The following is a 20,252-nucleotide window of genomic DNA, read 5'->3' as shown; positions in this document are numbered from 1 at the left end:
GTGGTAGCATATCATGAATATTCCTCCCAACGATGACGAATGCGCATGTCTATACAGAACGAAATGCCTGGTTACAACGATGTAGACCAGTTACTGAACCAACAAGGGGTCGGCCTCACCCCAGCCGAAATGCACGGTTTGATCAGCGGATTGCTGTGCGGCGGCAACACGGACAGCAGCTGGCTGCCGCTGGTGCACGACCTGACCAACGAAGGGCTCGCCTTTGGTCATGAACTGGCCCAGGCGCTGCGTAACATGCATTCCGCCATCAGCGATTCACTGGATGACGACGGTTTCCTCTTTCAACTGTATCTACCGGAAGGCGATGCGGTAAGCGTCTTCGACCGCGCCGACGCTCTCGCCGGTTGGGTCAACCATTTCCTGCTCGGCCTTGGCGTCAGCCAACCGAAGCTGGATAAAGTGAAAGACGAGACCGGGGAAGCGATTGACGATCTGCGTAATATTGCCCAACTGGGCTACGATGAAGACGAAGATCAGGAAGAGCTGGAGATGTCTCTGGAGGAGATTATCGAGTATGTCCGCGTTGCCGCACTGCTGTGCCACGACACTTTTTCTCGTCAGCAGCCAACCGCACCGGAAGTCCGCAAACCGACATTACACTAACTAAAATTCGTTCAGGGGGCGTCATGACTCAGCAGGAATTTCTCTCGCGTCGCCAGGCGCTGCTGGCGCAGATGCAGCCAGGCAGTGCGGCGCTGATTTTCGCTGCACCGGAAGCGGTGCGTAGCGCAGATTCGGAATATCCCTACCGGCAGAACAGCGATTTTTGGTACTTCACCGGCTTCAACGAACCGGAAGCGCTGCTGGTGTTGATCAAAAGCGATGAAACGCACAACCATAGCGTGCTGTTTAACCGGGTTCGCGATCTGACCGCTGAGATCTGGTTCGGTCGCCGTCTGGGCCAGGATGCCGCGCCGGCGAAGCTCGGTGTGGATCGTGCGCTGGCGTTTAGCGAAATCAACCAGCAGCTGTATCAGCTGCTCAACGGCCTGGATGCTATCTACTTCGCCCAGGGTGAATATGCCTATGCCGATGAGATTGTGTTTAACGCCCTCGAAAAACTGCGCAAAGGCTCGCGCCAGAATCTGCAGGCGCCGAACTCGGTCATCGACTGGCGGCCCATCGTGCATGAGATGCGCCTGTTTAAATCTGCGGAAGAGCTGGCAGTGATGCGCCGCGCCGGCGAAATTTCCGCCCTTGCCCATACCCGGGCGATGGAAAAATGTCGCCCTGGCATGTTCGAGTATCAGCTGGAAGGCGAAATTCTCCATGAATTCAACCGCCACGGCGCGCGTTTCCCGTCCTATAACACCATCGTTGGCGGTGGCGAAAACGGCTGCATTCTGCACTACACCGAAAACGAATCCGAGCTGCGCGATGGCGATTTAGTGCTGATTGACGCCGGCTGCGAATACCGCGGCTATGCGGGCGATATCACCCGCACCTTCCCGGTTAACGGTAAATTCAGCAAACCGCAGCGTGAAATCTACGACATCGTGCTGGAGTCGCTGGAAACCGCGCTGGAGCTTTATCGTCCGGGCACCTCCATTTATGAAGTTAATCAGGAAGTGGTGCGCATTATGATTACCGGCCTGGTGCGGCTGGGGATCCTGAAAGGCGAGATTGACGAGCTCATCGCCAACAACGCCCACCGCCCGTACTTTATGCATGGCCTGAGCCACTGGTTGGGTCTGGATGTGCACGATGTCGGTAATTACGACACCGACCGTTCGCGGGTACTGGAACCGGGAATGGTGCTGACCGTCGAGCCGGGGCTGTATATCGCCACCGATGCCGACGTACCGGCCCAATATCGCGGCATCGGCATTCGTATTGAAGATGACATCGTCATTACCGAAGACGGCAACGAAAATCTCACCGCCAGCGTGGTGAAGAAGGCGGATGAGATCGAGGCGCTGATGGCGGCGGCGCGCCAGTCATGAGCGTGCTGATCGTCGGCGGCGGGATGACCGGGGCGACGCTCGCGCTGGCCATCTCCCGTTTGACCGGCGGCGCCCTGCCGGTCCATCTGATTGAGGCGCAGGATCCGCATTCGTCACGCCATCCCGGTTTTGACGATCGGGCAATTGCCCTGGCGGCCGGTACCTGCCAGCAGCTGGCGCGCATTGGTATCTGGCAGACCCTGGCTAAACGAGCGACGCCCATCCAGCGGGTCCACGTCAGCGACCGTGGTCACGCTGGTTTTGTGAACCTGGCGGCGGCCGACTACGGCTTGTCGGCGCTGGGGCAGGTGGTTGAACTCCACGATGTCGGCCAGCGGCTGTTTAGCCTGCTGCGCGAGGCGCCGGGCGTCACCCTGCACTGTCCGGCGAAAGTGGAAGCGGTCAGCCGCCACGAGGAGAGCGTCAGCCTTACGCTTGAGGGCGGCGAAATCATCAACGGTAAGCTGCTGGTGGCGGCGGACGGTTCCCGTTCGTCGCTGGGCGCTCACTGCGGCATCAGCTGGCAGCAGCAGCCGTATGAGCAGATAGCGATCATTGCTAACGTTAGCACTGCGTTGCCGCACGAAGGCCGCGCCTTCGAGCGCTTTACCGAGCATGGTCCGCTGGCGATGCTGCCGATGTCGCAAGGGCGCTGTTCGCTGGTGTGGTGCCATCCGCAGTCGCGGCGCGACGAGGTACAGAGCTGGTCTGACGAACGTTTTTGTCAGGCGTTACAGCAGGCATTCGGCTGGCGGCTGGGGCGTATTACCCATGCCGGTAAGCGCAGCGTCTATCCGTTAGCCTTAACCACCGCCACCCGTGCGGTGTCGCATCGCCTTGCGCTGGTCGGTAATGCGGCGCAGACGCTGCATCCGATCGCCGGGCAGGGCTTTAACCTCGGCCTGCGCGACGTGATGAGCCTGGCGGAGATGCTTGCCGATGCGCACGTGGCCCGCGACGATGTGGGCGATTATTCCCTGCTGTGCCGCTACCAGGCACGGCGGGCAGGTGATAAAGCCGCCACTATCGGTGTCACCGATGGGCTGGTGCATCTGTTTGCCAACCGTTGGGCGCCGCTGGTGGCGGGGCGCAACGTCGGTCTGATGGCCATGGACTTAATTACCCCGGCGCGCGATGCGCTGGCGCAGCGTACCCTCGGTTGGGTTCCCCGTTAAGGAGTAAAACGTGCAAAGTGTTGATGTTGCCATTGTTGGCGGTGGAATGGTGGGACTGGCGGTAGCCTGCGGTTTACAGGGCAGCGGCCTGCGCGTCGCGGTGCTGGAGAAAGCAGCGCCGCAGCCTCTGGCCGCCGATGCGCCGCCGGCGCTGCGCGTTTCGGCGATCAATGCCGCCAGCGAAAAGTTGCTGACTAAGCTGGATGTCTGGCGCGAGATCGTCGCCCAGCGCGCCAGCTGCTATCACGGCATGGAAGTGTGGGACAAAGACAGCTTCGGCCGCATTAGCTTCGATGACCAGAGTATGGGCTTCAGCCATCTGGGCCATATTATTGAAAATGCCGTGGTGCATCACGCATTGTGGCAGAAAGCGCAGCGCTGCGCTGACGTCACCCTGCTGGCGCCTGCGGAACTACAGCAGGTGGCGTGGGGTGAAAACGAAGCCTTTCTCAGCCTGCAGGACGGCAGCATGTTGACCGCGAGGTTGGTGGTGGGCGCTGATGGCGCGAATTCATGGCTGCGTAATAAGGCCGATATTCCGCTGACCTTCTGGGATTACCACCATCATGCGCTGGTGGCGACGATTCGCACCGCTGAGCCGCATCAGGCGGTGGCACGCCAGGCGTTCCATGGCGAGGGTATTCTGGCCTTCCTGCCGCTCAGCGATCCGCACCTGTGCTCGATCGTCTGGTCGCTGTCGCCAGCGGAAGCGAAGCGGATGCAGGAGGCTGATGAAGCCACCTTCAACCAGGCGCTGAATATCGCCTTCGATAATTGCCTCGGCCTCTGCCAGCTGGCAAGCGAACGTGAAGTCTTCCCGCTGACCGGCCGCTATGCCCGTCAGTTCGCCGCCCATCGTCTGGCGCTGGTTGGCGATGCCGCGCATACCATCCACCCGCTGGCCGGGCAGGGGGTGAACCTTGGCTTTATGGACGCCGCCGAGCTTATCGACGAGTTGAGGCGCCTGCATGCGCAGGGGAAAGATATCGGCCAGCATTTGTACCTGCGCCGCTATGAGCGCAGCCGCAAACACAGCGCCGCGCTGATGCTGGCGGGTATGCAGGGATTCCGCGAAATGTTCTCCGGCAGCCATCCGGCGAAGAAATTCCTCCGCGACATGGGGCTCAAACTGGCCGATTCGCTGCCTGGCGTAAAACCGCAGCTGATTCGTCAGGCGATGGGCCTCAACGATCTCCCCGCCTGGTTACGTTAACCCCGTCACACTTCTTTTACCCGGCCTGCGTGCCGGGTTTTCTCCCTCATTTGAAATATTCTAATTTCACCTCTTTTTTCGCATTAGTTTTATTAACGCGCTCTTTTTTTTGTTAAAGAAATTAGGCCCGTAAAATCGCATAAAACACCATCATTGCCTTATCGATGAAAGCTTAATGTTAATTTTATGTGGCATAAATCGCTTTTTTCCAGTCAATAACTCTGTAGGCTTTTCGGCGGATTTTAGTCATAAGCTAATGTGATGCCCTGAATGAACTTATGGTTTAGCGCCGGGTTCGGTGGTAAGTTCAGGCAAAAGAGAACGTTTGCGTCGGCGTCCGTCAGCGGTGCCGTCGCCGAATTTCGTGGCGCAAAATCGCCGACAATCTCGTGGCTGGTTCCGTTTTATTCGATGAGGAAAAGATGGCTCAACAGACTCCGTTGTATGAACAACACACGCTATGCGGCGCTCGCATGGTGGATTTCCATGGCTGGATGATGCCGCTGCATTACGGATCCCAGATTGATGAGCACCATGCGGTGCGCGGCGATGCAGGGATGTTCGATGTGTCGCATATGACCATCGTCGATTTCCACGGCAGCCGGATCCGCGAGTTCTTGCGCTATTTGCTGGCCAACGATGTGGTGAAGCTGACCACCCCAGGCAAAGCGCTCTACACGGGAATGCTTACCGCCTCCGCTGGCGTCATCGATGACCTGATTGTCTATTTCCTTTCTGAAGATTATTTCCGCCTCGTTGTTAACTCCGCCACCCGCGAAAAAGACCTCGCCTGGATCTCCGAGCAAGCTGAACCTTACGGCCTTGAAATTACCGTTCGCGACGATCTGTCGCTGATCGCGGTGCAGGGCCCCCAGGCGAAAGCGAAGGCGGCGACGCTGTTTACTGATGCGCAGCGTCAGGCCGTGGAAGGCATGAAGCCGTTCTTTGGCGTGCAGTCCGGCGACCTGTTTATCGCCACCACCGGTTATACCGGCGAAGCGGGCTATGAAATTGCGATGCCGAACGAGCAGGCCGCTGATTTCTGGCGCGGTCTGCTGGATGCCGGCGTTAAGCCGTGCGGTCTCGGCGCGCGTGACACCCTACGCCTGGAGGCCGGGATGAACCTGTATGGCCAGGAGATGGACGAAGGCGTCTCGCCGCTGGCGGCGAACATGGGTTGGACTATCGCCTGGGAGCCCGCCGATCGTAACTTTATCGGTCGCGAAGCGCTGGAGATGCAGCGCGAAAAAGGCACCGAGCAACTGGTTGGCCTGGTGATGACCGAGAAAGGCGTCCTGCGCGGCGGCCTGCCGGTCCGTTTTACCGATAGCGACGGTAATCAAAAAGAAGGCATTATCACCAGCGGCACCTTCTCGCCGACCCTGGGCTACAGCATCGCGCTGGCTCGCGTACCGGCCGGGATTGGCGACACCGCGGTGGTGCAAATTCGTAACCGTGAAATGCCGGTAAAAGTGACTAAACCTGGTTTTGTACGCAATGGCAAAGCCATTGTGTGATTTCCCTTTTTTGGAGATGAATTGATGAGCAACGTACCAGCAGAACTGAAATACAGCAAAGAACACGAATGGCTGCGTAAAGAAGCGGACGGCACCTATACCGTCGGGATCACCGAGCATGCGCAGGAGCTGCTGGGCGACATGGTTTTCGTTGACCTGCCGGAAGTGGGCGCCACCGTTGAAGCGGGCGCTGATTGCGCCGTTGCCGAATCCGTGAAAGCGGCTTCTGATATCTACGCGCCGATTAGCGGTGAAATCGTTGCCGTCAACGAAGAGCTGAACGACTCGCCGGAACTGGTCAACAGCGACCCGTACAGCGACGGCTGGATCTTCAAAATTAAAGCCAGCGACGAAGCGCAGGTTGCCGCGCTGCTGGATGCGACCGCTTATGAAGCTCTGTTAGAAGACGAATAAATACGCTTCATCCTTCACGCTGCAGGGGCGTTGGCTTCCTGGCTCCCCGGTCACTTACTTTTGTAAGCTCCCGGGGAGTCGCTGTGTCGCCGCCTTCCTGCAACGCGAATGATTTTGCGTATTCTGGCCCGGTAAGCATCAGCGCTTGCCGGGCAAACCAGTCAGACAATCACGATTCACCGCACGTTTCAGGAACCATCGCTCATGACTCAGACTTTAAGTCAGCTTGAAAACCGCGACGCCTTTATTGAACGTCACATTGGCCCGGACGCTCAGCAGCAGCAAGAGATGCTGAAGACCGTCGGCGCGGATTCGCTTAACGCCCTGATTGGCCAGATTGTGCCGCAGGATATCCAGCTGGCGACCCCACCGCAGGTGGGCGACGCGACTACCGAATTCGCCGCGCTGGCGGAGCTGAAGGCGATTGCCGGTCGCAACAAGCGCTTCAAGTCTTACATCGGCATGGGCTACACCGCCGTGCAGCTGCCGCCGGTCATTCAGCGCAACATGCTGGAAAACCCGGGCTGGTATACCGCCTATACTCCTTACCAGCCGGAAGTCTCCCAGGGCCGTCTGGAATCGCTGCTCAACTTCCAGCAGGTCACGCTGGATCTGACCGGGCTGGATATCGCTTCCGCTTCGCTGCTCGATGAAGCCACCGCCGCCGCCGAAGCGATGGCGATGGCCAAACGCGTCAGTAAACTGAAGAACGCCAACCGTTTCTTCGTTGCCGCCGACGTCCATCCGCAAACCCTGGACGTGGTGCGCACCCGCGCGGAAACTTTCGGCTTCGACGTGATCGTCGATGACGCCGACAAAGTGCTCGATCACCAGGATGTCTTTGGCGTGCTGCTGCAGCAGGTGGGCACCACCGGTGAAATCCACGATTACAGCAAACTGATCGCCGAGCTGAAAGCGCGCAAAGTGATTGTCAGCGTCGCCGCCGACTTTATGGCGCTGGTGCTGCTGACGGCGCCGGGCAAGCAGGGCGCGGATATTGTCTTCGGTTCCGCCCAACGCTTCGGCGTGCCGATGGGCTATGGCGGCCCGCACGCGGCCTTCTTCGCGGCGAAAGATGAATTCAAACGCTCCATGCCGGGCCGGATTATCGGCGTATCGAAAGATGCGGCGGGTAATACCGCGCTGCGCATGGCGATGCAGACTCGCGAGCAGCATATCCGCCGCGAGAAAGCGAACTCCAACATTTGTACCTCGCAGGTTCTGCTGGCCAACATCGCCAGCCTCTACGCGGTATTCCACGGCCCGGCGGGCCTGAAACGTATCGCTGGCCGCATTCATCGCCTGACCGATATTCTGGCCGACGGCCTGCAGAAGAAAGGGCTGAAGCTGCGTCATGCGCACTACTTCGATACCCTGTGCGTGGAAGTGGCGGATAAAGCTGCGGTGCTGGCGCGTGCCGAAGCGCTGCAGATTAACCTGCGTAGCGATATTCATGGCGCGGTTGGCATTACGCTCGATGAAGCGACCACCCGCGAAGATGTGCTGAACCTGTTCCGCGCCATCGTCGGCGACGATCACGGTCTGGATATCGATACCCTGGATAAAGACGTGGCGCTGGATAGCCGTTCGATCCCGGCGGCGATGCTGCGCGACGATGCGATCCTCACCCATCCGGTGTTTAACCGCTACCATAGCGAAACCGAGATGATGCGCTACATGCATGCGCTGGAGCGTAAAGATCTGGCGCTGAACCAGGCGATGATCCCGCTGGGCTCCTGCACCATGAAACTGAACGCCGCGGCGGAGATGATCCCGATCACCTGGCCGGAATTTGCCGAGCTGCACCCGTTCTGTCGGGTCGAGCAGGCGGAAGGTTATCATCAGATGATCGCCCAGCTTTCTGACTGGCTGGTGAAACTGACCGGCTATGACGCCGTCTGTATGCAGCCGAACTCCGGCGCGCAGGGCGAGTATGCTGGCCTGCTGGCGATTCGCCACTATCACGAAAGCCGCAACGAAGGCCATCGCGATATCTGCCTGATCCCAAGCTCCGCGCACGGCACCAACCCGGCTTCCGCGCAGATGGCGGGTATGCAGGTCGTGGTCGTTGCCTGCGACAAAAACGGCAACATCGATCTTGCCGACCTGCGTGAAAAAGCAGAGCAGGCAGGGGCGAATCTCTCCTGCATCATGGTCACCTATCCGTCAACCCACGGCGTGTATGAAGAGACCATCCGTGAAGTGTGCGAGATCGTGCACCAGTTCGGCGGCCAGGTTTATCTCGATGGCGCCAACATGAACGCCCAGGTCGGGATCACTTCTCCGGGCTTTATCGGCGCCGACGTTTCGCACCTCAACCTGCATAAAACCTTCTGCATTCCGCACGGCGGCGGCGGTCCAGGTATGGGCCCTATCGGTGTGAAAGCGCACCTGGCGCCGTTTGTACCGGGCCACAGCGTGGTACAGATTGAAGGCATGCTGACCCGTCAGGGCGCGGTTTCCGCCGCGCCGTTCGGCAGCGCTTCCATTCTGCCGATCAGCTGGATGTATATCCGCATGATGGGCGCGGAAGGCCTGAAGCAGGCGAGCCAGAACGCGATCCTTAACGCCAACTATATCGCTACCCGGCTGAAAGAGGCTTACCCGGTGCTCTATACCGGCCGCGATGGTCGCGTGGCGCACGAATGTATTCTCGATATTCGTCCGCTGAAAGAAGAGACCGGCATTAGCGAGCTGGATATTGCTAAACGCCTGATCGACTTTGGTTTCCATGCGCCGACCATGTCCTTCCCGGTTGCCGGGACGCTGATGGTTGAGCCGACAGAATCGGAAAGCAAGGTAGAGCTGGACCGCTTTATTGACGCCATGCTGGCGATCCGCGCGGAAATCGACCGCGTCAAAGCCGGTGAATGGCCGCTGGAAGACAACCCGCTGGTGAACGCGCCGCACACCCAGGGTGAGCTGGTGAGCGAGTGGAACCATCCGTACAGCCGCGAGCTGGCGGTATTCCCGGCTGGGTTGCACAACAAGTACTGGCCGACGGTGAAACGTCTGGATGATGTCTACGGCGACCGCAACCTGTTCTGCTCCTGCGTGCCGATGAGCGAATACCAGTAAGTGGTGAATTAGCTAAACTTTTAAAGGCGCTGCGGCGCCTTTATTTTTTGGAGAGAAGGTATGGCGATAGCTCTGATTAGCGGCGCGAGCCGCGGCATAGGCCGGGCGACGGCGCTGCTGCTGGCGCAGGAAGGGTATACCGTCGCGGTTAATTATCATCACAACATTAACGCCGCCACCGAAGTGGTCAATACCATTGTTGAATCTGGCGGCAAAGCCACGGCGCTGCGGGCGGATATCAGCGATGAAGCGCAGGTGATGGCGATGTTTGAGGCGGTTGACCGCATGGGCGAACCGTTGACGGCATTGGTCAACAATGCCGGGATCCTGTTTACCCAATGTACGGTGGAGAGCCTGAGCGCTGAGCGTACTAACCGCGTGCTGGTCACCAACGTCACCGGCTACTTCCTCTGTTGTCGTGAGGCGGTAAAGCGCATGGCGCATCGGCATGGCGGCAAGGGCGGGGCGATAGTTAACGTGTCGTCGGCGGCCTCGCGCCTTGGCGCGCCGGGCGAGTACGTTGACTATGCCGCGTCGAAAGGGGCGGTAGATACCCTGACCACCGGGCTGGCGCTGGAAGTGGCGGCGCAAGGGATCCGGGTGAACGGCGTGCGTCCGGGGCTGATTTATACCAAGATGCATGCTTCCGGCGGCGAACCGGGACGCGTGGACCGGGTAAAAAATTCGCTACCGATGCAGCGCGGCGGCCAGCCGGAAGAGGTCGCTCAGGCCATTGCCTGGCTGCTGAGCGACAAAGCGTCGTATGTGACGGGCAGCTTCCTCGAACTGGCGGGCGGTAAATAACCCGTAGATGTCTATTGCCCGGCGGCGCTGCGCTTGCCGGGCCTACAGGGTAACCTTCCCGGATGGCGGCTACGCCTTATCCGGGCTACCCAACGATGCGTACCCGTAGCCCGGCTGAGCGCAGCGCGAGCCGGGTAACCTTCCCGCATGCGGCTACGCCTTATCCGGGCTACCCAACGATGCCTACCCGTAGCCCGGCTAAGCGCAGCGCGAGCCGGGGAAACCGACGGTCTACCAGGAGGCCAGCCACAGCCTCAGGCGCATTCCCCAACCGCTGGTCCAGCCGGTGGTAACCGACTTCACCTCGCCTTGAGAAATGACTACCAGCGTTGGCGTTACCCGAATGTCCCACTGCCGCGCCAGTTGGCCGCTCGGGTCATTCACCGTCGGCAGCGTCATTTTCTTCTTGGTCAGCCACTTCTCCAGCGCGGCGTTATCGCCGGAACGCAGGGCTACCGTCAGCACATTGCCGCCGTCGGCGGCAAGTGATGCCACCGACGGCGTGGTATAGCGACAGACTCCGCACCAGGTCGCCCAGACGTACAGCAGCAGCGGCTTTTGCTGGCTCATGGCGTTCAGATCCAGCGTCCTGCCGTCGAGTGTCTGCAGCGATGTGGCGCTGACGTTTTGCGGCAGCGCGGGCTGGCGAAAATAATCCACCGCCAGGCTCACCGCCGCGCCAATCAGCAGCCACACCGCCAGCTCGCGCAGCCAGCGCCTGATTTTACTGGCCACGGGCTTTCCCCAGCTGTTCTTTCACCAGCCCCTCCAGGTCTTCAGCAGGGATCGCGCCGGCCACCATCTGATCGCCGATGATGGTCGCCGGGGTGCCCTGAATATTCAGCACCTGCGACAAAATCAGGTTCATCTTCAGCGAATCCATGGTCTTGTCATCAATACTGACGCCATCGGTGGCGGTTTTCTTCTGTGCGGCGGCGATACTGGCGTCATCGTGATAGCCTTTTTTTGCCATCAGCCGCTGATGCAGCGCCCAGAATTTATCGGGCTGCTGACGCCAGGTGGAGAGCGCGGCTTTAGCGGCATTCACCGAACTCTGCCCTTTAAACGGCAGCAGCTTAACGATGAGCTGAATATCCGGATTATCGTGGACGATTTTTTCCAGCAGCGGATCAAACTGTTTGCAGTAAGGACAGTTGTAATCGGTAAACGAGACGATTGTGAGTTTTGGCTCTTTCGCGCCGGTGCGCGGGCTATTCGGATCGTTAAACAGCAGCTGGGCTAACTGGTCATTACCGTTCGATTGCGGTTTTTCCGCCGGCGCGGCGAAGCTGAAGGCCGATACGCACAGCAGTAATAAGGCGGTGATAGCTCTCATGTTATTTTCCTTTAGCGGCGGACAGGGTGGCGAGAAGTTGTTCGCGGTCTAACAGCGCAGGCAGGATCTCTCCCTGCGGCAATCCCGGTCCGTAAATCTGGTTAAACGGCACCGCGGCGTTGCCGCGTGCGGTTAAAAACTGACTAATGTCGGCGGAGGGTCGGCTCCAGTCGCCGCGTAAGGCGACCACGTCTGGCGCTGATAGCGCCTGCTGGATGTCGTCGCGCAGCAGCACGTTGTATTTATTGGCTTTACAGGTCACGCACCAGTCGGCGGTGACATCAATAAATACCCGTTTATGCTCCGCAAGGCCGTTAGCGATAGCCTGCTCGCTGAGCGGCTGCCAGTTAACCCGGTCGCGGCGCGGGCCCTGGCCGTCCTGTTGGACGACAAAGGCGACGGCGCCCGCCACAACGATGGCCAGAGCGCCCGCGCGCAGCGCCGTACGCCAGCGGTAGCGCCAGGCGGTGGCCAATAGCAGGCCGATGGCCAGAATCACCAGCAGGGTAAGCACCGGCGTGCGGCCGATGTGGATCGTCAGCAGGCTAACCAGCCATAGTGCTGAACCAAGCATCATTAGCCCCAACACCACGCGCAGATGATTCATCCAGCGGCCTGGACGTGGAAGTCGTTGCGCCAGCCCCGGCCAGGCGACAATAAGCAGCCACGGCAGGCTCATGCCGATCCCCATGGCGAAGAAAATCCCCCACAGCAGCGGCAACGGCGCCACCAGCGCCACCGACACGGCGGTACCGAGGAACGGCGCGGTACAGGGCGTCGCCAGCAGGGTGGCGAAGGCGCCCTGCCAAAAATGGCCCATCAAGCCGTTGCCGCCGCGGGTGGCGAGGAAGGTACTGGCGCTGGAGGAGAGACGGATTTCGAATAGTCCCAATAAACTGGCGCTGAACAGCACCATCACCAGTGCCATCGCGCCGATAAACCACGGGTTCTGGAACTGGATCCCCCAGCCGAGCGCCTGATTACCTAAGCGTAGCGCGGTCATCATCAGCGCCAGCGCCAGGAAGGAGACGACGATCCCGCATACCGAGGCGAGGAACTGCCGCCGCACCGCGCCGCGTTCGCGACGTTCGGTTTGCACCAGCGAGCCGAGCTTCATCGCCAGTACCGGCAGCACGCACGGCATTACGTTGAGAATAAGCCCGCCGGCCAGCGCCATCAGCAGCACCCAGCCTAATGCCACTCCTGCCGCGGCGCTGCCGGCGGCGACGGCGATTTGGCTTTCCTGCGCCTGGCCGCTATCGGCCAGCACCAGCGACAGCGTTTTGCCGCTCAGGTCCGGCGCCGCTTCGCCCCAGCTATCGGTGACCGGTACGGTGGCGGTTAACGTATCGCCGCGGCTGGTAAAACTCGGCGTGCCGAAATCGACATCCTCCATGCTGTCGATAAACAGCGCTGGCTGCTGCCAGCCGGCATCGCGGCGGGCAGTTACCGTCAGCTTTCCGCTGACGTAGCTGGCGCTAAGCGCCGAGGTGAGACCGTCGCGCAGCGGCAGCGTGCCCATCGCGCGGGTGAAATCGTAATTAAATTGCTCCCCCGCCGGAGCCGTCATATCCAGCGAAAAGGGGTAGTCAGTGAGAATGCAGACATTGCTGCAGGTAGAGAGCGTCAGGACGCCGCTAAGCGTCGGCGGTATTTTCCCGCGCAGGGTCATCGGGAAGCTGACGTCGCCGTGATACCCCTGAGTGGAAATACCCGCGACGTCGAAGCGCTGCGGCGTCGGCCAGCGCCAGTTAACCTCCAGCGGCGTGTGCCAGGCGATAGCTGGCGTGATGCCGCCTTCGCCCGGCGAACGCCAGTGGGTTTTCCAGCCCTTTTCCAGCGCTACGTCTAAAAGCAGTCGGGTGTCGCCATTGCTTCCGCTTTGCGCCCGCAGGCGCACGCTGGCGTGTTGATTGTCGGCGACGCGCAGCCAGCCGCTATCGGCGGCCTGGCTGACGGGCAGCCATAGCCAAAGCAGGCAGACCAGCAGTCGCCTGAATACCATAAACATAAATTTTCTCCGTAAGTAATAAATTAACCTGAGCTGTCAGGAGAATTAATCACTCACGGAAGACGCATAATCGCAGATGCACCCGCAATCGGGGTGGGGAGATAACGCGGGGAGGCCACTGGCGTTCGATACGCGGCGGGATCGCCGCCAGCACCGCCAGCAGCAGAGTGATAGCCAACAGCGCCCCTTCAAACAGCATCGGCGGAACGGCCATCAGCGACTTGGCGCTGAGCTCGCACGGCGTGACCGGCGCCTCGGCCTTATCCGGGTTTTGCTGTAGCGACGGGCTGTCGGCGGTGAGGTTCATGACCAGCGCGTGCATCCCGGCCATCCGCTGGGCGGTGCAGGTCAGCACCACCAGACAGGCCAGGAGGACAAAAAGAATGGCTTTGCGTTGTCGCTTAATCATGATCGCCTCAAATATTCACGCGGCCTATCTTATCGGGCGAACGCGTTTTGGCAATGGTAAAGCTGTAAAGAAGTGTCTGGCGGATAAGTGATTTGCCCCCTCCCGGCCGGGAGAGGGCGGTCAATTACAGATTCTCGCCGTTGCTGGCGATGACTTCTTTGTACCAGTTAAAGCTCTTTTTGCGCGAGCGGGACATATCGCCGGTGCCGTCGTCGTGTTTATTAACGTAGATGAAGCCGTAGCGTTTGCTGTACTGCCCGGTAGTGAAGGAGACGCAGTCGATGCAGCCCCATGGGGTATAGCCCATCAGATCGACGCCGTCATAAGTCACCGCTTTGATCATCTCTTCGACGTGGGCGCGCAGATAATCGATGCGGTAGTCATCGTTGATGCTGCCGTCGGCTTCGACTTTGTCGTAGGCGCCGAAGCCGTTTTCCACGATAAACAGCGGCTTCTGGTAGCGCTCATACAGTTCGCACAGGGCGTAGCGCAGGCCAACCGGGTCAATCTGCCAGCCCCAGTCGGAGGCTTTGACGTGCGGGTTCGGCACGCTGCCTTCGAAACCGGAAATGGCATCGCCGGTGCCGCCCTCAGCTTTCACCGCGTTGGTCATGTAGTAGCTGAAGCCGAGGTAGGCGCAGGTGCCTTCGCGCAGGATCTGCGTGTCGCCGTCTTCCATTTTGATGTTGAAGCCACGGCGTTCCCATTCATTCAACACATAGCTCGGGTAGTAACCGCGCAACTGGACATCGGTAAAGACGTAGCGTTCGCGCATCGACTCCTGGGCGAACATGACATCTTCCGGTTTGCAGGAATAAGGGTAGAGGGCGACCATCGCCAGCATGCAGCCGACCTGCATATCCGGGTTGATACGACGGGCCGCTTTCACCGCCAGCGCGCTGGCGACGAACTGGTGATGCAGCACCTGGTACATGGTCTCTTCCGGATTTTCATGCTCGGTATAGACCACGCCGGAACAGCAGTAGCCGAACAGCGGCGCGCGCCAGTTGCGCTGGTTATTGATCTCGTTGAAGGTCATCCAGTATTTCACTTTGTGCTTATAGCGCTCGAAGACCACTTCGGCGAAGCGTACAAAGAAATCGACCACTTTGCGGTTGGTCCAGCCGCCGTACTGCTGTACCAGATGCAGCGGCATTTCAAAGTGGGAAAGGGTGATCACCGGCTCGATGTTGTACTTCAGCAGTTCATCGAACATGTCATCGTAGAATTTCAGCCCTTCTTCATTCGGCTGAGTTTCGTCGCCCTGCGGGAAGATGCGGGTCCAGGCAATAGAGGTGCGGAAGCACTTGAAGCCCATCTCGGCGAACAGCTTGATGTCTTCTTTGTAGTGGCCGTAGAAATCGACCGCTTCATGATTAGGGTAATATTTACCCGCTTCGACCTGGTGGGTGATTTCGCGCGGTACGCCGTGCGCCCCGCCGGTCAGCACGTCGCAGATGCTCGGGCCTTTGCCGCCTTTATTCCAGCCGCCTTCAACCTGATGCGCGGCGACCGCGCCGCCCCACAAAAAGTCTTTGGGAAGAGTCAATTTTTTCATCTTTGCTAATCTCTCTGAATAACTATTGCGATTGAGTCTAGCAAAGCGAAATTGAATGTCACGATATAACAAATTCCGCTAAACGTAATATGTTACATCGAAAAAACAGGCTGTTATTTTTAGCTGATTTTGCGCGCTAATTTACGTCCCAGCGATTCAAGGATATAGATCACCGGAATTTGCGTTGTAATATCGTAGACGCCGCCGATGCGCGTCTGCGGCACGTGCCAGGAGAGATTGAAATCAGCCAGTTTCGCCAGTCGCGAATGCTCGTGGCTGGTAATCGACATCACCTTGCAGCGGTGCAGGCTGAACTGGCTGGCGAAGCGCAGGATCTCTTCGGTTTCGCCGGAGACGGAAAGCACGATCGCCAGCGCGTTACGGGCCATATCATTGGTTACCGGAAAATAGGGGTCGTCAATATGGTTGCTGAATTTCCCGACGTTGGAAAAGAAGCGTGCGCCATATTTCGCCAGCGCGCCGGAGGTGCCGGCGCCGACGAAAATAATACGTTCCGAAGCGAGAATAATATCCACGGCCTGCTCGAGTAATTCATCGAATTCGTCATTATTGACGCTTTTAAAAAAGCTCATAATTTCGCTGGCGCCGATATTTGCCTGTTGAGGCTCATTCTGCTCAAGATATAATTTAAAGCGTACGCGAAATTCAGAGTAGCCCTCGCACTGTAGTTTGCGGCAGAAGCGCAACACGGTGGTGGTGGAGACCCCGGCGGCCTCGGCCAGTTCGCGGATGGTCATGTATATCACTTTGTCACGATTCTTAATGACATAGTGATAGACCATCATCTCAAGATTATTGAGACTGGCGACAGCGGCGTGGGAGAACATACTCACAGTGGCGAACTCACAATTCATAATGACCAGGACGGAATTATATCATGCAGGTCAATGACATTACCTTTTTTCAGCGTTTTCAGGAGGACATCCTTGCCGGGCGCAAAACGATTACTATCCGCGATGCGGCGGAATCGCATTTTAAACCGGGTGACGTCCTGCGCGTTGGGCGCTATGAAGATGACGGCTATTTTTGCACCATCGCCGTGACCGCCACCTCGTCGGTGACGCTCGATACGCTAACTGAACAGCATGCTCAACAGGAGAATATGACCCTCGAACAACTGCGGCAGGTGATTAGGGAAATCTATCCTGCGGAAGATCGGTTTTATGTTATTGAATTCAAACGCCTTTAAATAAAACCGGCACAGCTGTTAGTTGAAATAACATTGTAACATTATGATTTTAATGTATTTACAAATATACATCGTTTTATTTTAGCTAACAGGTGTTCACTGGAATCATTCTCAGTTACCCTAAGTGGGCAATGAAAGCGTTCTTGTTTTCACGGAGTCAAATATGGTGCGCAAACCATTAATCACTCAGGGATATTCTCTGGCAGAGGAAGTTGCCAACAGCATCAGCCACGGGATCGGGCTGGTGTTCGGTATTGTCGGCCTCGTGTTGCTGCTGGTGCAGGCGGTAGACACCAACGCCAGCGCGACGGCGATCACCAGCTACAGCCTGTACGGCGGCAGCATGATTATGCTGTTCCTCGCCTCTACGCTCTATCACGCGATCCCGCATCAGCGGGCGAAACAGTGGCTGAAAAAGTTCGACCACTGCGCTATCTACCTGCTGATTGCCGGGACCTACACGCCGTTTTTGCTGGTGGGGTTGAATTCACCGCTGGCGAAGGGGCTGATGATCGTCATCTGGAGCCTGGCCCTGCTGGGGATCCTGTTTAAGCTGACCATCGCACACCGCTTTAAAATTCTGTCGCTGGTGACTTATCTGACCATGGGCTGGCTGTCGCTTATCGTGGTCTATCAGCTGGCAGTGAAGCTGGCGGTGGGCGGCGTAACGCTGCTGGCGGTCGGCGGGGTGGTGTACTCGCTGGGGGTCATCTTCTACGTCTGCAAACGTATTCCCTATAACCACGCTATCTGGCACGGCTTCGTGCTCGGCGGCAGCGTGTGTCACTTCCTGGCGATCTATCTGTACGTCGGCCAGTCCTGATAAACATTCCACGGTGGCGCTGCGCTTACCGTGGCTACGGTTATCTGCGGCCTGGAAATCCCACGGTGGCGCTACGCTTACCGTGGCTACGGTTATCTGCGGCCTGGAAATCCCACGGTAGCGCTACGCTTACCGTGGCTACGATTATCTGCGGCCTGGAAATCCCACGGTAGTGCTGCGCTTACTGTGGCTACGATACTCTGCCGCCTGGAAATCCCACGGTGGCGCTACGCTTACCGTGGCTACGGTATTTGCAGTCAAGTAGCCCGGCTAAGGCGCGAGCGCCGCAAGCCGGGAGTCATAACGCTTTATTACACGTCTTCCAGCGAATAGGGCAGCGGTTCGATGCGCAGGCTTCCGGCATCGTCGCGCACGCGGAAGATGCTGTCCGGCTCCATATCGTTATTCATCACCACCTGCACCAGCAACTGGCCATCATCCAGCTGAACCGCCGCAAGCACCGTCCCGGTGCGGCGCCAGTTGTCGCCCATTTTCAGCTCCAGATCTTCCCCCGCTTCCGGCACCCGGCTGGCGGTCCCTGACAGCGTCCACAGCGCGCGCTTATTGGCGCCGCGGAATTTCGCCCGCGCCACCATCTCCTGACCGGTGTAGCAGCCTTTCCTGAAGCTGATACCGCCCAGCGCCTGCAGGTTGGTCGCCTGCGGAATGAACTGCCCGCTGTTGGCGCTGTCGATAACCGGCAGACCGGCTTCAATATTCAGCGCCAGCCACTGCTGGCTGTTATTGAGCTGCGCTTCGCCGCGCAGCGCATCGGTAACGCGATTGGCGGTGTCGACATCAGTCACCAGCAGGAAGCGTTCACCTGGATGTTCAAACCACAGCAGGCTGGTGGCGCCTTCGCTGACCACCGGGGCGGCCGCGTCGGGCAGGGCAGCGAACAGCGGCGCCAGCGCGGCGCGCGCCTGGAAGCCGGCCACCCCCAACAGAACCAGATCGTCGTTGGCGGCGATGGTGACTTTAGAGAAGACGGCATATTTTTTCAGTTCGGTCAGCTGTACGTCGCGCAGGCTGCGGCGCTCGATCCATGCGAAGCCGCCGTCGCGGCGGAATACGCGCAGATTGCTCCACATCTTGCCTTTGGCGTCACAGTGGGCGGCAAGCAGATGCTGAGCATCGGTGAGATTGCTCACATCGGCGGTAATCTGCCCCTGCAGATATTTTTCGCTATCCGGCCCGCTAATCGTCGCCAGCGCCCAGTCATCCAGGGTCATCAGCGTTAACGGCAGACGAGCGGAAGAGGAAGGCTGACGCGGAGGAAAAGGTGTAAAAGCCATAGTCATATCCTGAATCGCTTAACGCAGTGTGTGTGACCAATGGTAAAAGAGCTATAGTGCATTGCAAGTGCTTTCAACAGGCCATTTGTGCGCTGGCGTGAGACAGCCGCCTGACGCAGGGAATCAATAAGCCCATCATTATTTTATGGTTTTTATGGAAGGATGCTCGCATTCAGCGATATTCCTGTAAAGTTACGGCAGAAAACGGGTTAAACTAACCTATATTTTGCTGCTGGAAGGTCAACATGGACATTAACAATAAAGCACGTATCCACTGGGCATGCCGCCGCGGGATGCGCGAACTCGACATCTCCATCATGCCGTTCTTTGAGTATGAGTACGATACCCTCAGCGACGCTGACAAACAGCTGTTCATTCGCCTGCTGGAAAACGACGATCCGGATCTGTTCAACTGGCTGATGAACCACGGCAAACCGGCCGATGCGGAGCTGCAGCGGATGGTAACCTTAATTCAGACACGGAATCGGGAACGTGGTCCTGTGGCAATCTGATCTCCGTATCTCCTGGCGCGCGCAGTGGTTTTCCCTGCTGCTCCACGGCGTTGTGGCGGCGCTGGTGCTGTTGGTTCCCTGGCCGCTAAGCTACACCCCGATCTGGCTGCTGCTGTTGTCGCTGGTAGTGTTTGACTGCGTGCGCAGCCAGCGGCGGATCCATGCCCGTCGCGGAGAGATAAAACTGCTCACCGATTCCCGTCTTCGCTGGCAAAACGCCGAATGGGAGATCCTCGGGACGCCGTGGGTCATCAATAGCGGTATGCTGCTGCGTTTACGCCATGTCGATACCCGGCGCGGGCAGCATCTGTGGCTGGCGGCGGATAGCATGGATGCCGGAGAATGGCGCGATCTGCGCCGGCTGGTGCTGCAAAAACCGGCGCAGGAGTAAGCGGCGTCAGGAGAAGTGTTCGGCCATTTCGCCGAGGATCTGCTCGCACCAGCTCTGGATGCGCTCGTCGCTCAGGTCGTACTGATTGGTTTCATCCAGCGCCAGGCCAACGAACAGTTGGCCATCGGCGATAACCGGTTTTGGACTGGTGAACTCATAGCCTTCGGTTGGCCAGTAGCCGACAAACTTCACGCCTTTGGTCGCCAGCTTGTCGTGCAGCATGCCCAGTGCGTCAAGGAACCATTCGCCATAGCCCAGCTGATCGCCCATGCCGTACAGTGCGACGATTTTGCCTTCCAGGTCCAGGGTATCCAGTTGCTCCCAGACCGCCTCCCAGTCTTCCTGAATTTCGCCGAAATCCCAGGTCGGGATGCCGAGGATCAGTACGTCGTACTGGCTCATCAGCGCGGGGGAATCGTCTTTCAGATTGTGCAGCGTCACCAGCTCAGGGCCGATGATATCGCGGATTTTCTCCGCAGCCATTTCGGTATAGCAGGTACTGGAGCCGTAAAAAAGACCTATATTCATCGCGTAAACGTCTC

20 protein-coding genes are annotated in these 20,252 nt (G+C 58.6%); 12 read left to right on the top strand and 8 right to left on the bottom strand.

Annotation, left to right across the window (positions count from 1 at the left end; all coding sequences use genetic code 11):
- The first annotated feature begins 45 nt into the window (after positions 1–45).
- The 8 genes from A1WC_RS04435 (at position 46) to A1WC_RS04470 (ending at position 10,165) form a co-directional block, all read left to right on the top strand.
- Positions 46–624, top strand: coding sequence for a YecA family protein (locus A1WC_RS04435; RefSeq protein WP_008806444.1), 579 nt, complete (start codon positions 46–48; stop codon positions 622–624).
- 23 nt (positions 625–647) lie between these two features.
- Positions 648–1,964, top strand: a complete 1,317-nt coding sequence (pepP, locus tag A1WC_RS04440) for a Xaa-Pro aminopeptidase (RefSeq protein WP_008806443.1) — start codon at positions 648–650, stop codon at positions 1,962–1,964.
- Positions 1,961–3,139, top strand: a complete 1,179-nt coding sequence (ubiH, locus tag A1WC_RS04445) for a 2-octaprenyl-6-methoxyphenyl hydroxylase (protein ID WP_016161825.1) — start codon at positions 1,961–1,963, stop codon at positions 3,137–3,139. Before pepP ends, ubiH begins: the two co-directional genes overlap by 4 nt.
- A gap of 10 nt (positions 3,140–3,149) precedes the next feature.
- Positions 3,150–4,352, top strand: coding sequence for an FAD-dependent 2-octaprenylphenol hydroxylase (ubiI, locus tag A1WC_RS04450; RefSeq protein WP_012540581.1), 1,203 nt, complete (start codon positions 3,150–3,152; stop codon positions 4,350–4,352).
- 422 nt (positions 4,353–4,774) lie between these two features.
- The gene (gcvT, locus tag A1WC_RS04455) at positions 4,775–5,869 is read left to right on the top strand and encodes a glycine cleavage system aminomethyltransferase GcvT (protein WP_016161824.1); all 1,095 of its coding nucleotides are present in this window, start codon (positions 4,775–4,777) and stop codon (positions 5,867–5,869) included.
- A gap of 24 nt (positions 5,870–5,893) precedes the next feature.
- Positions 5,894–6,283 (top strand): glycine cleavage system protein GcvH, encoded by a 390-nt coding sequence (gene gcvH, locus A1WC_RS04460; RefSeq protein ID WP_008806439.1) that lies wholly within the window; start codon positions 5,894–5,896, stop codon positions 6,281–6,283.
- A gap of 204 nt (positions 6,284–6,487) precedes the next feature.
- Complete coding sequence (gene gcvP, locus A1WC_RS04465; RefSeq protein ID WP_016161823.1) at positions 6,488–9,361, top strand: aminomethyl-transferring glycine dehydrogenase; 2,874 nt, start codon at positions 6,488–6,490, stop codon at positions 9,359–9,361.
- 60 nt (positions 9,362–9,421) lie between these two features.
- Complete coding sequence (locus tag A1WC_RS04470) at positions 9,422–10,165, top strand: SDR family oxidoreductase (RefSeq protein WP_016161822.1); 744 nt, start codon at positions 9,422–9,424, stop codon at positions 10,163–10,165.
- A 231-nt stretch (positions 10,166–10,396) separates the two neighbouring features.
- Here A1WC_RS04470 and A1WC_RS04475 read toward each other — a convergent pair whose 3' ends face one another.
- The 6 genes from A1WC_RS04475 to A1WC_RS04500 form a co-directional block, all read right to left on the bottom strand.
- Positions 10,397–10,900 (bottom strand): protein disulfide oxidoreductase, encoded by a 504-nt coding sequence (locus A1WC_RS04475; RefSeq protein WP_016161821.1) that lies wholly within the window; start codon positions 10,898–10,900, stop codon positions 10,397–10,399.
- Complete coding sequence (locus A1WC_RS04480; protein ID WP_016161820.1) at positions 10,890–11,501, bottom strand: DsbA family protein; 612 nt, start codon at positions 11,499–11,501, stop codon at positions 10,890–10,892. Before A1WC_RS04480 ends, A1WC_RS04475 begins: the two co-directional genes overlap by 11 nt.
- Before the next feature lies 1 nt (position 11,502).
- Complete coding sequence (locus A1WC_RS04485; RefSeq protein ID WP_016161819.1) at positions 11,503–13,512, bottom strand: protein-disulfide reductase DsbD family protein; 2,010 nt, start codon at positions 13,510–13,512, stop codon at positions 11,503–11,505.
- A gap of 49 nt (positions 13,513–13,561) precedes the next feature.
- Positions 13,562–13,921, bottom strand: coding sequence for a hypothetical protein (locus A1WC_RS04490; protein ID WP_012967243.1), 360 nt, complete (start codon positions 13,919–13,921; stop codon positions 13,562–13,564).
- A gap of 124 nt (positions 13,922–14,045) precedes the next feature.
- Entirely contained in the window at positions 14,046–15,479 is a 1,434-nt protein-coding gene (gene bglA / locus A1WC_RS04495) for a 6-phospho-beta-glucosidase BglA (protein WP_016161818.1), read from the bottom strand.
- A gap of 119 nt (positions 15,480–15,598) precedes the next feature.
- Positions 15,599–16,327 (bottom strand): MurR/RpiR family transcriptional regulator, encoded by a 729-nt coding sequence (locus A1WC_RS04500; protein ID WP_032691247.1) that lies wholly within the window; start codon positions 16,325–16,327, stop codon positions 15,599–15,601.
- A 50-nt stretch (positions 16,328–16,377) separates the two neighbouring features.
- Here A1WC_RS04500 and yqfB point away from each other — a divergent pair, with 50 nt between their 5' ends.
- Entirely contained in the window at positions 16,378–16,689 is a 312-nt protein-coding gene (yqfB, locus tag A1WC_RS04505) for a N(4)-acetylcytidine aminohydrolase (protein WP_016161816.1), read from the top strand.
- Between the two features lie 163 nt (positions 16,690–16,852).
- Entirely contained in the window at positions 16,853–17,512 is a 660-nt protein-coding gene (trhA, locus tag A1WC_RS04510; protein WP_008806429.1) for a PAQR family membrane homeostasis protein TrhA, read from the top strand.
- A gap of 311 nt (positions 17,513–17,823) precedes the next feature.
- On the opposite strand, the gene ygfZ is transcribed toward trhA, so the two are convergent.
- Entirely contained in the window at positions 17,824–18,807 is a 984-nt protein-coding gene (gene ygfZ / locus A1WC_RS04515; protein ID WP_008806428.1) for a tRNA-modifying protein YgfZ, read from the bottom strand.
- A 245-nt stretch (positions 18,808–19,052) separates the two neighbouring features.
- On the opposite strand from ygfZ, the gene sdhE reads away from it, so the two are divergent.
- Both sdhE and A1WC_RS04525 read left to right on the top strand, forming a co-directional pair.
- Positions 19,053–19,319 (top strand): FAD assembly factor SdhE, encoded by a 267-nt coding sequence (sdhE, locus tag A1WC_RS04520; RefSeq protein WP_002916312.1) that lies wholly within the window; start codon positions 19,053–19,055, stop codon positions 19,317–19,319.
- Entirely contained in the window at positions 19,300–19,710 is a 411-nt protein-coding gene (locus A1WC_RS04525; RefSeq protein WP_002916310.1) for a protein YgfX, read from the top strand. Before sdhE ends, A1WC_RS04525 begins: the two co-directional genes overlap by 20 nt.
- 6 nt (positions 19,711–19,716) lie before the next feature.
- Here the strand turns inward: A1WC_RS04525 and fldB are convergent, their stop codons facing one another.
- Positions 19,717–20,238 (bottom strand): flavodoxin FldB, encoded by a 522-nt coding sequence (gene fldB, locus A1WC_RS04530; RefSeq protein WP_008806427.1) that lies wholly within the window; start codon positions 20,236–20,238, stop codon positions 19,717–19,719.
- Positions 20,239–20,252 lie beyond the last annotated feature (14 nt).

It is taken from the genome of Klebsiella sp. KTE92 (genome assembly GCF_000398905.1).
Classification (GTDB): Bacteria; Pseudomonadota; Gammaproteobacteria; order Enterobacterales; family Enterobacteriaceae; genus Klebsiella; species Klebsiella variicola.
Note: the sequence above shows the minus strand (reverse complement) of the source record. Positions and strands in the feature narration are given on the sequence as shown.

Excerpts from the sequence above, each read along its gene's own strand:
- A1WC_RS04435 (WP_008806444.1), top strand. The coding sequence starts at position 46 with ATGTCTATACAGAACGAAATGCCTGGTTACAACGATGTAGACCAGTTA.
- pepP (WP_008806443.1), top strand. The coding sequence starts at position 648 with ATGACTCAGCAGGAATTTCTCTCGCGTCGCCAGGCGCTGCTGGCGCAG.
- ubiH (WP_016161825.1), top strand. The coding sequence starts at position 1,961 with ATGAGCGTGCTGATCGTCGGCGGCGGGATGACCGGGGCGACGCTCGCG.
- gcvT (WP_016161824.1), top strand. The coding sequence starts at position 4,775 with ATGGCTCAACAGACTCCGTTGTATGAACAACACACGCTATGCGGCGCT.
- gcvH (WP_008806439.1), top strand. The coding sequence starts at position 5,894 with ATGAGCAACGTACCAGCAGAACTGAAATACAGCAAAGAACACGAATGG.
- gcvP (WP_016161823.1), top strand. The coding sequence starts at position 6,488 with ATGACTCAGACTTTAAGTCAGCTTGAAAACCGCGACGCCTTTATTGAA.
- A1WC_RS04470 (WP_016161822.1), top strand. The coding sequence starts at position 9,422 with ATGGCGATAGCTCTGATTAGCGGCGCGAGCCGCGGCATAGGCCGGGCG.
- A1WC_RS04480 (WP_016161820.1), bottom strand. The coding sequence starts at position 11,501 with ATGAGAGCTATCACCGCCTTATTACTGCTGTGCGTATCGGCCTTCAGC.
- A1WC_RS04485 (WP_016161819.1), bottom strand. The coding sequence starts at position 13,512 with ATGTTTATGGTATTCAGGCGACTGCTGGTCTGCCTGCTTTGGCTATGG.
- A1WC_RS04490 (WP_012967243.1), bottom strand. The coding sequence starts at position 13,921 with ATGATTAAGCGACAACGCAAAGCCATTCTTTTTGTCCTCCTGGCCTGT.
- bglA (WP_016161818.1), bottom strand. The coding sequence starts at position 15,479 with ATGAAAAAATTGACTCTTCCCAAAGACTTTTTGTGGGGCGGCGCGGTC.
- A1WC_RS04500 (WP_032691247.1), bottom strand. The coding sequence starts at position 16,327 with ATGTTCTCCCACGCCGCTGTCGCCAGTCTCAATAATCTTGAGATGATG.
- yqfB (WP_016161816.1), top strand. The coding sequence starts at position 16,378 with ATGCAGGTCAATGACATTACCTTTTTTCAGCGTTTTCAGGAGGACATC.
- trhA (WP_008806429.1), top strand. The coding sequence starts at position 16,853 with ATGGTGCGCAAACCATTAATCACTCAGGGATATTCTCTGGCAGAGGAA.
- ygfZ (WP_008806428.1), bottom strand. The coding sequence starts at position 18,807 with ATGGCTTTTACACCTTTTCCTCCGCGTCAGCCTTCCTCTTCCGCTCGT.
- sdhE (WP_002916312.1), top strand. The coding sequence starts at position 19,053 with ATGGACATTAACAATAAAGCACGTATCCACTGGGCATGCCGCCGCGGG.
- fldB (WP_008806427.1), bottom strand. The coding sequence starts at position 20,238 with ATGAATATAGGTCTTTTTTACGGCTCCAGTACCTGCTATACCGAAATG.